15 protein-coding genes are annotated in these 14,562 nt (G+C 70.9%); 10 read left to right on the top strand and 5 right to left on the bottom strand.

Features of this window, described 5'->3' with window-relative positions:
• Window positions 1-28: 28 nt before the first annotated feature.
• Window positions 29-670, bottom strand: a complete 642-nt coding sequence (locus tag GJ743_RS20055; protein WP_328288685.1) for a response regulator transcription factor — start codon at window positions 668-670, stop codon at window positions 29-31.
• Window positions 664-2,091 carry a sensor histidine kinase gene (locus tag GJ743_RS20060; RefSeq protein WP_155050201.1) on the bottom strand — a complete coding sequence of 476 codons (1,428 nt, stop codon included), beginning with the start codon at window positions 2,089-2,091 and terminating at the stop codon, window positions 664-666. The genes GJ743_RS20055 and GJ743_RS20060 overlap by 7 nt, the downstream gene beginning before the upstream one ends.
• Before the next feature lie 141 nt (window positions 2,092-2,232).
• On the opposite strand from GJ743_RS20060, the gene GJ743_RS01695 reads away from it, so the two are divergent.
• The 5 genes from GJ743_RS01695 (at window position 2,233) to GJ743_RS01715 (ending at window position 5,189) form a co-directional block, all read left to right on the top strand.
• On the top strand, window positions 2,233-2,718 hold the full coding sequence (locus tag GJ743_RS01695; protein WP_196216872.1) for a MarR family winged helix-turn-helix transcriptional regulator: 486 nt from the start codon (window positions 2,233-2,235) through the stop codon (window positions 2,716-2,718).
• 63 nt (window positions 2,719-2,781) lie between these two features.
• Window positions 2,782-3,759 carry a zinc-binding dehydrogenase gene (locus tag GJ743_RS01700; RefSeq protein WP_155050202.1) on the top strand — a complete coding sequence of 326 codons (978 nt, stop codon included), beginning with the start codon at window positions 2,782-2,784 and terminating at the stop codon, window positions 3,757-3,759.
• 131 nt (window positions 3,760-3,890) lie between these two features.
• A complete protein-coding gene (locus GJ743_RS20345; protein ID WP_155050378.1) occupies window positions 3,891-4,106 on the top strand; it encodes a CPBP family glutamic-type intramembrane protease in 216 nt (71 codons plus the stop codon).
• A 149-nt stretch (window positions 4,107-4,255) separates the two neighbouring features.
• On the top strand, window positions 4,256-4,582 hold the full coding sequence (locus tag GJ743_RS01710) for a YciI family protein (RefSeq protein WP_196216873.1): 327 nt from the start codon (window positions 4,256-4,258) through the stop codon (window positions 4,580-4,582).
• Between the two features lie 115 nt (window positions 4,583-4,697).
• Window positions 4,698-5,189: a hypothetical protein gene (locus GJ743_RS01715; RefSeq protein ID WP_155050204.1), complete on the top strand. Its 492-nt coding sequence runs from the start codon at window positions 4,698-4,700 to the stop codon at window positions 5,187-5,189.
• Between the two features lie 40 nt (window positions 5,190-5,229).
• On the opposite strand, the gene GJ743_RS01720 is transcribed toward GJ743_RS01715, so the two are convergent.
• The gene (locus tag GJ743_RS01720) at window positions 5,230-6,165 is read right to left on the bottom strand and encodes a LysR family transcriptional regulator (protein WP_155050205.1); all 936 of its coding nucleotides are present in this window, start codon (window positions 6,163-6,165) and stop codon (window positions 5,230-5,232) included.
• Window positions 6,166-6,242: 77 nt separating this feature from the next.
• On the opposite strand from GJ743_RS01720, the gene GJ743_RS01725 reads away from it, so the two are divergent.
• Window positions 6,243-8,006, top strand: a complete 1,764-nt coding sequence (locus GJ743_RS01725) for an L-aspartate oxidase (RefSeq protein ID WP_155050206.1) — start codon at window positions 6,243-6,245, stop codon at window positions 8,004-8,006.
• A gap of 125 nt (window positions 8,007-8,131) precedes the next feature.
• Window positions 8,132-9,859: a SulP family inorganic anion transporter gene (locus GJ743_RS01730; protein WP_155050207.1), complete on the top strand. Its 1,728-nt coding sequence runs from the start codon at window positions 8,132-8,134 to the stop codon at window positions 9,857-9,859.
• 99 nt (window positions 9,860-9,958) lie between these two features.
• Here GJ743_RS01730 and GJ743_RS01735 read toward each other — a convergent pair whose 3' ends face one another.
• Together GJ743_RS01735 and GJ743_RS01740 are read right to left on the bottom strand one after the other, a co-directional pair.
• The gene (locus GJ743_RS01735; RefSeq protein ID WP_155050208.1) at window positions 9,959-10,750 is read right to left on the bottom strand and encodes a Pr6Pr family membrane protein; all 792 of its coding nucleotides are present in this window, start codon (window positions 10,748-10,750) and stop codon (window positions 9,959-9,961) included.
• Between the two features lie 169 nt (window positions 10,751-10,919).
• Window positions 10,920-11,126, bottom strand: a complete 207-nt coding sequence (locus GJ743_RS01740; RefSeq protein WP_155050209.1) for a hypothetical protein — start codon at window positions 11,124-11,126, stop codon at window positions 10,920-10,922.
• Between the two features lie 205 nt (window positions 11,127-11,331).
• Here GJ743_RS01740 and GJ743_RS01745 point away from each other — a divergent pair, with 205 nt between their 5' ends.
• The 3 genes from GJ743_RS01745 to GJ743_RS01755 all read left to right on the top strand — a co-directional run bounded on the left by GJ743_RS01745 (window position 11,332) and on the right by GJ743_RS01755 (window position 14,442).
• On the top strand, window positions 11,332-12,441 hold the full coding sequence (locus GJ743_RS01745) for a lipocalin-like domain-containing protein (protein WP_155050210.1): 1,110 nt from the start codon (window positions 11,332-11,334) through the stop codon (window positions 12,439-12,441).
• Window positions 12,442-12,465: 24 nt separating this feature from the next.
• A complete protein-coding gene (locus tag GJ743_RS01750) occupies window positions 12,466-12,876 on the top strand; it encodes a VOC family protein (RefSeq protein ID WP_155050211.1) in 411 nt (136 codons plus the stop codon).
• A 324-nt stretch (window positions 12,877-13,200) separates the two neighbouring features.
• Window positions 13,201-14,442 (top strand): glycosyltransferase family 87 protein, encoded by a 1,242-nt coding sequence (locus tag GJ743_RS01755; RefSeq protein WP_196216874.1) that lies wholly within the window; start codon window positions 13,201-13,203, stop codon window positions 14,440-14,442.
• Window positions 14,443-14,562 lie beyond the last annotated feature (120 nt).

A 14,562-nucleotide genomic window follows, 5' to 3' on the forward strand; every position in this document is an offset into this window, starting at 1 on the left:
GCGGCCCCCTCGATGACGTTCGCCCGCGCTACTCCTCGAGCAGGCGGAACGCGCTCGCCCGGTCGCGGACGGCCAGCTTCCGGAGCACGGATGAGACGTGCACGCGCACCGTCGTCGGAGACAGGAACAGCCGACCGGCCACGTCGTCGGTGCTGTTGCCCTGCCGCAGCAGGTCCATGACCTCCCACTCCCGCGTGCTCAGCTTCGCCGCGGCCGGAGAGCCGCGCCCGAACCGTCGTCGCGCCGGCCCGCGGAACTCGTCGAGGATCCGCGTCACGAGCGCCGACGGCATGGCCGCCTCGCCCGCCAGGACGCCGCGGAGCGTGTCGGCCAGCGACTGCGGCGGGGCATCCTTCAACAGGTAGCCGACCGCTCCGGCCCTCAGCGAGTCGAACAGGTCGTCGTCCTCGCGCGACTGCGTGAGCATCACGATCGCGGTCGTCGGGACGCTGCGACTGATGTCGTCGGCGGCACGGATGCCGTTGCCCGGCATGTGGATGTCGAGCAGCGCCACGTTCGGGCGATGCTCGACGACGAGCGCGACGGCCTCGTCGGCCGTGGCGGCTTCGCCGACCACGCGGCATCCGCCAGCCTCGAGCCCTCGCCGCGCGACGGCACGCATCGGCGCGTGGTCGTCGGCGATCACGACCGTGATCGGTTCGGCTACCACGTGACCGTCACCGTGCTTCCCTCGCCCGGCGCGGACTCGACCCGCATCGAGCCGGGCAGTCCCTTCGCCCGGTCGCGCATGCTGACGAGCCCGTACCCGCCGGTCGCCGAACCGGCGACGATGTCGAAGCCCGACCCGTCGTCCTCGATGGTGAGCCGCCGATCGCCCTCCGCCGCCCCGACGAGTCGCACGCGGACGAGTCGGGCGCCGCCGTGCCGCACGGCGTTGACGACCGCCTCGCGCATGATCCGGACGAGGGCGTGACGCTGGTCGCGGTCGGCGGCGATCGAGTCGTCGACGTCGACCTCGAGATGCACGTCGTAGCGTGCCGCGAGCTCGCGGGCGGCGCGATGCAGCACATAGCCCAGCGGTTCGTCGTCGACGCTGCCGAGTGCGTTCACCGCGGCCCTCGCCTCGTCGAGCGCGCGCACGGCCGCGTCCGTGATCTGGCGTTTCGACGCGGTCTGGTCGGGCAGCATCGACGACTCGACGCGGATGTATGCGAGTTCCTGCATGACTCCATCATGCAGTTCGCGCGCGAGGCGACGGCGGTCCTCGACGACCGCGACCTGCGTCTGCGCGCTCCAGTAGCGCTGCAGCTCGCGGAGGGCCCCGACGAGGAGCAGCACGTAGCAGCCGGTGCGGAGCACGTCGCCCGTGTACAGCCAGTCGGTGTAGAGCGACGGGTAGAGCAGGTAGTTGAGCCGTGCGAAGCCCGCGAGGGTGCACGCCGGCGCGAGCCACCGGAGGAGTTCGTCGTTGCGGCGGGCCGCCTGCCGGGCCACCATCACCGAGGCCGCGAGGAACGAGAGCGCACCGACGGCCTGCCCGACCAGCAGCAGCGGATGCCCCGCGAGCAGCGGCTCGATCGCGGAGTCGTCCGTGAGGTCCTCGCCCAGGGCGATCGGCAGCCGGTCGCCGGCCACCCACAGCACTGCCGCGACGCCGACGATGAGTACCAGCGGCGCGAGCAGTGTCCAGCGACGCAGCCGCGTCGGGCCGATGCGGTCGCCGACGATCGCCGCGGCCAGGACCGCGAGCGCCCCGACGACCCGGACGGTCAGCGGCAGCCAGACGTTGACCCGTCCGTCGCGGATGCCCACCACGTCTTCGACGACATAGGTGACCACGAGGCTCGCGAGCCCGAGGAGCACGAGCGCCTCGCAGAGCAGCCAGTCCTGGAGCCGGCCTCGGCGCAGGAAGCGATTGTGCAGCAGGTAGGCGACGAACAGCGCGACGCAGCTGTCGATCGAATCGAGCACGAGATGCAGCGACCGGTTCGGGACGCCGAACGCGACGTACGGACTCCACAGCATGGACGCCGTGACGACGATGCAGAACGCCCACGTCACCAGGGTGAGCCGTGACCACGAGCGCGGATGCCGCGGCGCCGGCGTCGCGGTCTCGACCTCGTCCCCCACGAACGCACCCCCGGTTCGCCCAGCGCGGCGGCGTCGCCGCTCGGTCCAGCGATTGTACTGGTGACGGCAGGCCGAGCCGGCTCGCCACCGTCGATGTCAGACGAATTGCGTCCAATTCAGTTGTGTGCAATCCTTTTCGACATGGTCGTGACGGATGAGATGGTGTGCTTCTCGCTGTACGCCGCCTCGCGGGCGACGACGCAGCTCTACCGCACCCTGCTCGACCCGTGGGGGCTCACCTACCCGCAGTACCTGGTGCTCGTCGCGCTCTGGCGCGAGGGCGAGCAGACCGTCTCCTCGCTCGGCGACCTGCTGCAGCTCGACTCGGGCACGCTCTCGCCGCTGCTTCGGCGCATGGAGCAGTCGGGGCTCGTCGTCCGTTCGCGCAGCTCCCACGACGAGCGCGTCGTCACCGTCGCCATCGGCGAGCGCGGCGCCCGGCTGCGCGCCGAGCTCGCGCACCTCCCGTCCCGTGTCGCCGAGGCGGCCGGTGTGCGCGGCGGCGATGCGGAATCGCTGATCCGCACGCTGCAGGAGGTCACGGCGGCGATGCACGCGGCCGCGGCATCCGCCCCCGAGCCCGACACGACCTCATCGGATGTCGCGACCGGCGCGACCGGGCGCTGAGCACCGTCATCCGATCCCGGCCGTCCCGGCCGGTCCCTGAACCGCAACGAAAGGAACCGCGTCATGCGCGCCCTCATCCACTCCGCCTTCGGCGCCCCCGAGACCGTGCTCGAGGTTGAGGAGCGTCCGCTCCCCGAGCCCGCGCCGGGCCAGATCCGCGTCCGCACCCTGCTCTCGACGATCCACAACCACGACCTGTGGACCGTGCGCGGGACCTACGGCTTCAAGCCCGAGCTCCCCGCCGCTGCGGGCACCGAGGCCGTCGGGGTCGTGGACGCGCTGGGCGACGGCGTGACCGGGCTCCAGGTCGGCCAGCGCGTCGTCACGGGCGGCACGTTCGGTGTCTGGGCCGAGTACTTCGTCGCCGGCGCGGCGGGGCTCATCCCCGTTCCCGATGGGATGCCCGACGAGGCGGCCGCCCAGCTCGTCTCGATGCCGTTCAGCGCGGTCAGCCTGCTGCACTCGCTCGACCTGCAGCCGGGCGACTGGATGGTGCAGAACGCGGCGAACGGCGCGGTGGGTCGCATGGTCGCCCAGATCGGGGCGGCGCGCGGGATCAACGTCATCGGGCTCGTCCGGCGCGCCGAGGGCGTCGCCGAGCTCCGCGAGCAGGGCATCCCGAACGTGGTGTCGACCGATGCGGACGGATGGCGCGACGAGGTCGCCGCCCTCACCGGCGGTGCGCCGATCATCGCCGGCGTCGACTCCATCGGCGGCGACTCGCCGGCCGATGTGCTGTCGCTGCTCGCCGAGGAGGGCACGCTCGTGGTGTTCGGCGCGATGCAGTCGCCCGACATGCGCATCCCGTCCGGCGACGTCATCTTCAAGCAGCTGACCATCCGGGGCTTCTGGGGCAGCCGCGTGAGCCGCGACATGGACGCCGACACCAGGTCGATGCTCTTCGGCCAACTGATGGGGCACGTGCTCTCCGGCGAGCTGACCCTGCCGGTTGCCGGCACGTTCGCGTTCGACGACATCGCGGAGGCCGTGGCGGCGAGCACGACCGCCGGCCGGGTCGGCAAGGTGCTGCTGCGGCCGTAGCCGACCCGGCCGCCGAGACCCGGGTGATCTCTGGTTGGCCCTGAGTCTCGCCATGCCGTTGCTCGTCATCGGGTGGATCGTGCTCGTCTCGCGGCGCTGGGGCACGGGCTCCCTGATCCGCGACTTCGGCGCTGAAGCGCTGGTTCGACGGGTCCGATCCCGATCAGACCCGCAGCTTCCGTGCCACGAACGCGGCCATCCTGCTCACCGCACTGCTGTTCGCGTCGCTCCACCTTCCGCAGGCCTTCGCCGGCGTCAACGGCGTCGCACTGGCCGCCGCCACGTTCCTCTCCGGGGTCGTGCTCGGTGCCCTCGCCACCGCGACGGCCTACGGCCTCGTGGCCTGAGGTCGCCGACGGGGGCTGCGACCGGCGGTCGAACCCCCTTCCACCCGATGCTGCGGCACTCCGCGCACCGGAGTACCGTCGGCCCCGATGGCGCGCGTCGATGCTCGTCACGCGTTCGACGCCGCGCCCCTGACGAAGGGGAAGATGTGATGGCGAAGTACCTCGTGCTGTACCGGGCCGACGTCAGCGCGGAGGCGCAGATGGAACAGTCGCCCGAGGAGGGCCAGGCCGAGATGCAGGAGTGGATGGCCTGGGCCGGCAAGACCGGCGCCGCGCTCACCGACTTCGGCTCGCCGCTCGGCAACGGCCGTGCCGTGAGCCCGTCGGGCGCCGCGGCATCGTCGTCGGATGTCGCCGGCTACTCGATCGTCGAGGCCCCGGACGCCGACGCCGCCGTGGCCCTCATGGACGGCCACCCGCACCTGAAGATCGGCACCATCGAGGTCCTGGAGGCGCTCGAGATCCCCGGCATGTGATCCGCGCTCGCGCGGTCGGCGGAGACCCACGGCCGAAAATGGCCGCATCGCTCCCGGTAGTGTTCGAACCCACGGCCGCGAGTGACGCCGCCCTGCACGATCGGAAGGACCCGGAGTGACGCCACAGCATAACGAGCCGACTGCGGACGGGGTCGGAACGACCCTCCGGTGGGACGCACCCGGCTGGGCATTGCCGTTCACGGTGGCGGTCCTCGGCCTCCTCGTCGTGGGCGGCGCGATCGGCTCCGGACGCGTCGCCACGGGTGGCGGCGCGTTCGGGATCGCCTTCATCGCCGCGTGGTGGGCGATCCTCGCGTGGAACGTGTACTGGTTCATGTTCCGAGTGGCGTACCGGCTCGAGCTCCGCGGCGAGACGCTGCACTGGCGGGCCCAGCTCGCGCGGGGTGAACTCCCTGGCCGATCCATCACGGCCGTGGCGGTATCGAGGGGGCAGTCGCCGACGGTGACGATCCGCGCCGCCGGGCGGCGAAGCGTGAGGGTGATGTTCGGGCACCGGTCGCTCTCGTCGGTGCTGGAGCCGCTGCACGCCATCAACGCCGCGGTGCCGGCGGACATCGGTGGCTCTGGGGACAGCGCCACGAAGTAGGCACTCGCAGCGGCGAGCGCGATCGCACCGGCCGGTGCGCTCAGCCGCCCGCCTGAGCCGCCCGCATCGTCTCCCCCGCGCGCGCCGCGAACGCCGTCGCCTCGGCGGTGATCGTGCGACGCATGACCTCGACCGCGGCGGTAGGCGCGACATCCGCCGGCATCGCCAGGCTGATCGTGCGGTCGAGCGCCCGCTCGGCGAGCCGCACCGCCCGCAGCCCCGGCCGGTCGATGAGCACCAGCGCGGGCACGATCGCGACGCCGAGCCCGCGCTCGACGAACCGCAGCACGGCGTCCATCTCGGCGCCCTCGAGCACGACCTCGGGTTCGAGCGACGCCGCGCGGAAGGCGGCATCCGTCGCGGCCCGCAGGTCGTAGGTCGAGCTGAAGACGATCTGCGGCAGGCGGGCGACCTCCGCAAGTGAAATGGTCGCGCGGGTCGTCACGGGCGGTGCGGCGGCGGATGACACGACCACGAGCTCCTCGACGAGCAGCGGTGTCACAGTGAATCGACCAGGGGCCGTGGCATCCGTCGTCGTGACGAGCGCGAGGTCGAGCTCGCCGCCCCCGAGGGCGTCGAGCAAGCCGCGCGAGCCCTGCTCCGAGAGGTGCAGTTCGATGGCCGGATGCGCCGCGTGGAACGCGCTGAGCACCTCGGCGACGAGGCTGATGCAGAGCGTCGGGGTGGCGCCGAGGCGCACCCGGCCGCGTTCGAGGCCGGCGAGCTCGGCGAGTTCGCGGCGCACCGACTCGGCGTCGGCGAGCATGCGCTTCGCGAGCGGCAGCAGGGACTCGCCCGCGACCGTGAGCGTCGAACCGCCGCGAGCGCGATGGAAGAGCTCGGCACCGAGGTCCTGCTCGAGCGCCGCGATCTGGCGGCTGAGCGACGGCTGGGCGAGGTAGAGCTCCTCAGCGGCACGCGTGAAGTTGCCGAACCGGGCGACCTCGACGAACGACCGGAGCTGCTCGAGGTTCATGTCGATAGCCTACGCGCATCGTTCTTACACTGAAGATGCATTGGACGGATGTAACCGGCCAACCTAGCGTGGAGCGCATGACCTCCCCACGCACCACCCCGGGCGCCGCGGCTCCGGAACGCCGGCTCTCCACCACCGTCCTCGTCATCGGCACGGGCGGCTCGGGCCTGCGCGCCGCCATCGAGCTCGCCGAGGCGGGCGTCGACGTGCTCGCGCTCGGCAAGCGGCCGAAGTCCGACGCGCACACCTCGCTCGCGGCCGGCGGCATCAACGCGGCCCTCGGCACCATGGACGCGGACGACAGCTGGCAGCAGCACGCGGCCGACACCTTGAAGGAGAGTTACCTCCTCGCCGACCCGCGCACGGTCGAGACCGTGACGAAGGGCGCCGCACGCGGCATCCAGGACCTCGAGCGCTACGGCATGCCGTTCGCCCGCGAAGAGGACGGCCGCATCTCGCAGCGCTTCTTCGGTGCCCACACCTTCCGCCGCACCGCGTTCGCGGGCGACTACACGGGCCTCGAGATCCAGCGCACGCTCGTCAACCGTGCCGCGCAGCTCGGCGTGCCGATCCTCGACACGGTCTACGTCACGCGCATCCTCGTGAACGACGACGGCGCGGTCTTCGGCGCGTACGGCTTCGACCTCGAGGACGGCACGCGTTACCTCATCCACGCCGACGCCGTCATCCTCGCCGCCGGCGGCCACAACCGCATCTGGCGCCGCACCTCCTCGCGGCGCGACGAGAACACTGGCGACTCGTGGCGCCTCGCCGTCGAGGCCGGCGGTCGCGTGCGCGACCCCGAGCTCGTGCAGTTCCACCCGTCGGGCATCATCGAGCCCGAGAGCGCCGCGGGCACCCTCATCAGCGAGGCGGCGCGAGGCGAAGGCGGCATCCTCACCAACGCCCTCGGCGAGCGCTTCATGGCGAAGTACGACCCCGAGCGCATGGAGCTCTCGACGCGCGATCGCGTCGCCCTCGCCGCGTACACCGAGATCAAGGAGGGGCGCGGCACCCCCAACGGCGGTGTCTGGCTGGACGTCTCGCACCTGCCCCGCGAGACGATCATGCAGCGCCTCCCCCGCGTCTACCAGACCATGCTCGAACTGCAGATGCTCGACATCACGACGCAGCCGATCGAGATCGCGCCCACCGCGCACTACTCGATGGGCGGCGTCTGGGTGCGCCCCGACGACCACGGCACGGATGTCCCCGGCCTCTACGCCATCGGCGAGGCCTCCAGCGGCCTGCACGGAGCGAACCGGCTCGGCGGCAACTCGCTCATCGAGCTGCTGGTCTTCGGACGCATCGTGGGCCAGGCCGCGGCCGCCTACTCGGCCGGGCTCGAGGCCCAGCGCCGTTCGGCGACCGCCGTCCAGGCGGCGCGCGCCGAGATCGACGACCTGCTGGCAGCGGATGGCGCGGAGAACGTGCGTGCGCTGCAGCGCGCCATCCGCGACACCATGACCGAGCACGCCGGAGTCGTGCGCGACGAGGCCGGCCTCCTCGCCGGCCTCGCCGAACTCGACGCGATCGAGGCGCGCATGGCCGACATCGGCGTGCACCCCGACCTCGCCGGCTACCAGGACCTCGCCCACGCGTTCGACCTCAAGTCGGCCGCGCTGGCCGCCCGCGCGACCCTCGAGGCCGCGCTCGAGCGTCGCGAGACCCGCGGCTGCCACAACCGCAGCGACTACCCCGAGACGGATGCCGCGCTGCAGGTGAACCTCGTCTGGTCGCCCTCCACGGGCGTGACGCGCGAGTCGATCCCGCCGATCCCGGAGGAGATCGCGGCACTCATGGAGCGCGAGGTGTCGACGGTCGGGAAGCTCGTGGAGTAGCCGCAGCGGCCGTCGTGCCCGACGGCTCGCGGGCCCACGGCCCCTAGCGCCGGCGTCGGCGCGGTGGCACACTGTGCGCTTCGACGAGAAGGACAGGACCGCATGTCGAGCACAGGGCGAGCGGCATGAGCCGGCGGCGAGGGGCGGCCGGCCTCGTTCCGATGCTGGGGTGGATCCGCTCCTACGACCGGCGGTGGCTCCGCGGCGACCTGATCGCCGGGGTGACGGTCGCCGCACTGATCGTGCCGAAGAACCTCGGGTACGCGGGCATCGCGGGCATCCCGCTTCAGAACGGCCTGTACGCCGCGGCCGCCGCCGCCATCCTGTACGCCGTCTTCGGGACCAGCCGCCAGATCTCCATGGGGCCGAGCTCGGCGCTGGCCGCCGTGGCCGCCAGCGCGGTGCTCGTCAGCGGCCTGACCGACCAAGCCGAAATCGCCTCCTTCGTCGCGGGCATCACCCTGGCGTCCGGCGTCCTCTTCCTGATCCTCTTCGTGCTCCGGATGGGCTGGGTCGCGCAGTTCCTGTCGCGCGCGGTGGTCACCGGGTTCCTCTTCGGGGCCGCCATCGACGTCGTGATCTCGGAGCTGCCGAAGCTCACCGGCACGGAGGCGAGCGGCTCCAACTCGTTCCAGGAACTGTGGTCGTGGTTCGGCACGCTGGGCGACACGAATCGCGCGACGCTCATCGTGGGCGTCGCGTCGTTGGTCGTCGTCTTCGGAGTGAGGGTCGTCGCGCCGCGCGTTCCCGGGGCATTGGTCCTCGTGGTCGGCGGGCTGATCGCCTCGTCGCTGCTGGATCTCGGCGACCGCGGCGTCGCCCTCGTGGGCGATGTCCCACGCGGCCTGCCGTCGTTCGCGGTCCCGGACCTCGGCCTGATGTGGGAGAACGCGTCGACCGTGGCGATCGCTGCGGTCGCTCTCGTCCTGATCGGGTTCTCGCAGACGGCCGGCGACGCGCGCGCGTTCGCGGCCAAGCACCGCTACCAGGTCGACATCGACCAGGAGTCGGTCGCCCAGGGGCTTGCGAACGCGGGCGCCGGACTCTTCCAGGGCATGCCGGTCTCGACCAGCCTCTCGGCGAGTTCGCTGAACGACCACTCGGGTGCCCGCACCGGGTTGGCATCGCTGACGTCCGGGGTCACCGTGCTGCTCACGCTCCTCGTGCTCGCCCCACTGTTCTCCGAACTGCCGAAGCCGGTGCTCGCCGCGCTCATCATCGAGGCGGTTGTGATGGGCATGATCAACATCCCGGAGATGCGGCGCCTCGCCCGCGTCCAGCCGTTCGACTTCTGGATCGCGGTCGCCGCGATCGTCGGCACCCTCGCCTTCGGCGTGCTGGCCGGGGTCATGATCGGCATCGGACTCTCGCTGCTCTGGCTCATCGGGGTGGCCACCCACCCCAGCATCCCGACGCTCGCCCGGCAGCCCGGCACGGAGGTCTTCCGCGACGTGAGCGAGTTCCCGGACGGCGAGTCGACCCCGGGGGTCGTGGTGATCCGCATGGACGGAGGGCTGTTCTTCGCGACCTCGGATGCGCTCGAGGATCGGGTGCGCGAGATCATCCACTCGACCCCGGGGCTCGGCGGCGTCGTGCTCGACTGCGCGGGAATCAACTTCATCGACTCCCAGGGCTCCGCCAAGCTGAACGATGTCGTCACGCTGACGCAGGACTCGGCCGTGACCCTTCGCCTCGCCCGGCTCAAGCGCGCCGTCCGCGCAACGCTCGCACGAGACGGGGTGCTCGAGCGCATCGGAGCCGGCAACATCCACGGGAACGTCGCCCGAGCGGTGCAGGCGCAGATCGACGCACCACCACCGCCCACCGACGGCGACCGACCCGCGGACGCGTGAAGGCGAGCGGCCCGACGGTTCGCGTCGATCGTCGGCGCGTCACCGCCGCGGCGACGCGATGCGGATGCCGCGAACGACATCCGCATCGCGTCCCCGGGGTCAGCCTGCGGCGGGGCCCGACGGACGCCGGTGGCGACGGAACCACGCGGCGATCAGGCCAGGAACGGCACTGATCCGCACCCGCTCTGCTCCGACTCGCGCAGCGGCGTGGCGCTCGCGGTACCGGCCGATGCCGATGATGGCGACGCCGAGCAGCAGGAACGCGAACAGGATGCCGCCGATGTACGCGAACGACGAACCGTAGCCGGCGATGTGCGGGTCGAGGAACCCGTACGGGTACCACCACTCCGCGCTGCCATCGGGGTTCGGCACGAGTTCGCCGCGGATCATCGTGTAGACCGTCCACACGAGCGGGTAGCTGACGATCACCCCGAGCGCCCGCCACGGGAGCCCGCGGCGCCTGGTGGCGAAGAGCAGGTCGAGCACGAAGTAGAGCGGGAGCACGACGTGCAGCGTCTCCGTGGCCCACGAGTCCAGGTTCGCGACCCAGAGCGGGTCGGTCGCGGCGATCGCCGGCGGCTCCCCGCGCAGCAGCACGTTGAACACGACCCCGAGCAGGATCACCGGCCCGGCGACCGCGGCGATCGCCAACGCGATGCCGACGGGCTCGGGCGAGGTGCCGCGATGGATCCGCATCCAGTGCGCAGCGATCGACAGCACGATCACGCTGAGGATCGACGAGACGATCGTGAACATGCTGAAGTAGTTCGCCAGCACGAGGCCGAGATCCTGGCCGTCGCGCATCGCGCGATCGATGTTGACCAAAAGTCCGGCGAGGACGCCCGAACCCGCGACCATCGCGGCGGCGACCCTGAACCATACCCAACGCATGAGAACCCCCCAGATTCACTGGAGTCGAGTTCGGGTTGAGCAAGTTGTAGTGCCTCGCAGCACTCAGCCGCTCGAAGTCTGGCGTAAAGACTGAGGAAATCTCGACGGAGGGTTCTCTCCGCTGTGGGAAAGCTCCAAATCGCGCGGAGCGAGGCAGCCACGAAGCGACTCAGCGCGGCAGCGGGTTCGGGCCGGTCGCGGTGACGAGCCGCTGCGGCACCCAGCCCTCCACGTGACGGATGCCGTCGAACGTCGCGCCCTGCAGCTCGACGACCTCGCGGAGCGGCCGCTGATGGAACTTCACGTGCGTGAAGTCCTCGAACAGCACGTAGTACGGCTCGTTCCACTCGTTCTGGAACTGCTGGCCGGTCAGCACCCGCCCAGGTCGTACGGCGCGATGTCGATCCCTCGCGCGAGCAGTCGGTCGCGCTGCTGCGCGGTGAACGCCGCGTAGTCCCCGATGATGTCGCCCACCGGATCGGCCATCGCCCGCCTCCCCTCGGCGTCATCCTAGGACCGGCCCACCTGGGCCGCACGCGGTGGCAGACTCGACCTCATCCATCGATGGCGAGGAGGCCACGATGCGCACCGACCCCGCGGCATCCGCTGCCGGCAACCCCGACGATTACCGGCGGTTCGGCCTGGACCCGCGATCGATCGAGCCGTGGGAGGACGGCGCCCGCACCGAGAATCGCCCGGGCACCTACGAATGGTGGTACTTCGACGCGCACCTCGACGACGGTTCGAAACTCGTCGTGGTGTTCCAGAACAAGGACGCCGTCTCACCGAACCGGCCGCTGTCGCCGTTGCTGCGCATCAACCTCGACCTGCCCGACGGCCGCACGATCGAGAAGCTGCAGTCGTTGCCCGCCGACTCGTGGTCGGCCGCGACCGATCACTGCGACGTCCGCGTCGGCGCCGACCGGTTCGAGGGCGACCTGCACACCTACCGCATCACCGCGGCCGTCGACGAGGTCGCGATCGAGGTGACGCTCACCGGCGACATCCCGCCGTGGCGGCCGGGCACCGGCCACCTCGTGTTCGGCGCCGACCGCGCCGACGTGTTCGCCTGGCTCCCATCGGTGCCGCAGGGCACGGTGACGGGTACCCTCACGCTCGACGGTGCGACGCGGGCGATCTCGGGCGTCGGGTACCACGACCACAACTGGGGCAACGTGCCGCTGCCGAGCATCGTGCACGACTGGTACTGGGCGCGCGGGCAAGCGGGCCCGTACAGCGTCATCGCTTCCTACATCACGGCCGTCGAGAAGCTCGGCTTCCAGGCGATCCCGGTGTTCATGCTCGCGCGCGACGGTGAGATCGTGGCGGATGACGCGTCCCGCGTGCGCTTCGAGACCGACGACGTGTTCACCGATGGGGTCACCGGCAAGCCCGTGGCATCCGTCGTTCGCTACACCTACGCCGATGGGGACGACGAGATCGTCGTCGAGTTCACGCGCGAGCGAGACCTCGTGCGTGCGCGCATGGCCGACGAGCTGTCGCCGGTCAAGCGACTGCTCGCCCGACTCGCCCGCTTCGACGGCGCCTACCTGCGCTTCGCCGGGCCGATCACCGTCACGGTGCGTCGCGGCGGCGCGCTCGTCGAACGGCACGGCGACGAGGCGATCTGGGAGCTCATGTACTTCGGGCGGGCGCGAGCGATCCCTGTGCAGGGCGCGACCTCCGCCTGAACGGCAGCGCCCTACGATGAGCGGATGCCGCTCTTCGACCACCTCGGGATCTCCGTCGAGGACCTCCCCCGCTCCATCGCCCAGTTCGACCCCGTGATGACGGCGCTCGGCTGCACCCGGCAGGACGCCGACACCGGCGTGTCCTGGTACAAGGGCGAGGAGGAGCTGATCCTGAGGCCCGCCCGCGAGCCCGGCACCGGCCCGCACCGGCACGGCCGCGTCGGATGGCAGCATCTCGCGTTCGCCGTCGACTCGCGCGACGAGGTCGACCGGCTGCACGCGATCGCGATGGACGCGGGCTGGACGGCCGTCCGCGAGCCCAAGCCCTACCCGCGGTTCAACGAGCGCTACTACGCGTCGTTCGTCGAGGAGGACAACGGCATCCGCATCGAGTTCATGTTCAACCCACCGCGGGACGCCGCTACCTCGGGCTGACGACAGGCGGATCGCACGTCCCGATCGCGGGCCGACGCGGCTGCGGATCGATCGGGTACCGCTCACGCCCTCGTCGACAAGTTGCGCGAGGCGAGGGGACGATCGACGCGCCGGCACCCTGCCGCTGACGGTGCCGAACCGGCCCACCGCCACCGCCGCGAGGACTGACTCGGCCGTTTGACCCCGCTCGAGTTCGAGAGCATCATGAACTTCGAGACCACCAAGAGGACCGACCTTCCCCTCGCGGCATCAACCGGCGTGGTCGCCCCAGGTGGCGTACGTCGCGTTCGTCACCGAGTCCCTCGTCAAACCCAGGAGTCTCCCGTGCCGCAAGTCATGCGTCGTCTGCGGGACCCACTCCTCTGGCTCATCGCCGTTAGCGTGGGTTTGGCACTCAGCGTGCAGCGCCTCCCCGACGCCAGCCAGCGCTCCGCCGGTGTCGGAGCGGTCGACCTCCGCATCTTTCTGGATGCGGCACAGAGTGTCGTGGCGGGCGAGAGCGTGTACGACGTCGACGGCTACGTCTATCTCCCCTTCGTGGCGTGGAGCCTCCTCGGCGCAACGGATATGAGGAGCACCATCACGCCGTGGGCGATCGCGGCGATCGCGGCTGCGTGGTGCATCGCGGTCGTGACGCTCGTGCCGCTGTGGGACAGGCTGACCCGATGGCAGCGACCTGTCGTGTTCGGTGTCGCCCTGGTCGCGCTGCTCTACAATAAGGTGACCCTGAACCAACTCGAGCTGGGCCAGGTCGACTTCTTCGTCCTACTCCTACTGGCAGGCGCCGCCACGGCCGCCTGGTACCGGCGGAGTGCTGCCTCCGGGGCATTGATCGCGGTCGCCGCCCTCGTGAAGACCTGGCCGGTCCTCATCGGCGTGTGGCTGTTGAGATCCTCGGAGTCGAGACCCCTCCGTGCCCTGGCCGGTGCGCTGATCGCGGGGACCGCCGGGGTGCTCGCCGCAACCGCCCTGTCGGGTCCCACGATGATCCCCGAGTGGGTCAGCCGGACCATCGAGCTGAGCCGCCAGGATCTGGTCTCATTCTCCGTGTGGGGCGCCGGTGTCGAACTGTTCACCGCCGACAGCGCTGGCGGGCCGCTCGTCGTCTCGCCCGTGCTGGCCGTCGTCCTTCCCTGGGTGCTGGCAGGCGGAGTCGCTGCGCTGATCGTCATCGCCCTGCGGTGGCCCGGGGACCACGGGCTCGCAATGTGGAATGTCGCAGGCGCGGTCGTGCTCCTGCTCCCGGTGTCGCACATCTCCTATCGCCTGCTGATGCTCCCACTCGTGTGGACGTGGCTCGCCATCTGCATGTCTCGCCGATACACGACGGCGACTCGACGAGTCGCGGTGATCGCCCTGGTCGCGACTTCGTTCTTCTGGATCGTGACGTTCCGATTCGCAGCGTACCTCGCCGCCATGGGCAGCACCGGGCTCTACGTCGCCGTCATGTTGTCGACGATGCTGGCGTTGGCGGCATCGGTGTTCGCCGCACGCGCGCTCGACGTCAGCACCGAAGGTCCTCGTGATCGTCCAGCGTCAGGTCGGTCCCGCTCGCAGATCCGGTGAGCTCCTGTCGCCTGACGAATCGAGCGTGTCGAACTCGTCGCGCGTCGTAGGCGTTCGGCCACCGGTCTTCGGTGAGGCATTCCACAGGGCGGCGGCAGATGACCGCCGCCCCGCGGATCG

The organism is Agromyces bracchium (genome assembly GCF_009709675.1).
Taxonomy (GTDB): Bacteria; Actinomycetota; Actinomycetes; order Actinomycetales; family Microbacteriaceae; genus Agromyces; species Agromyces bracchium.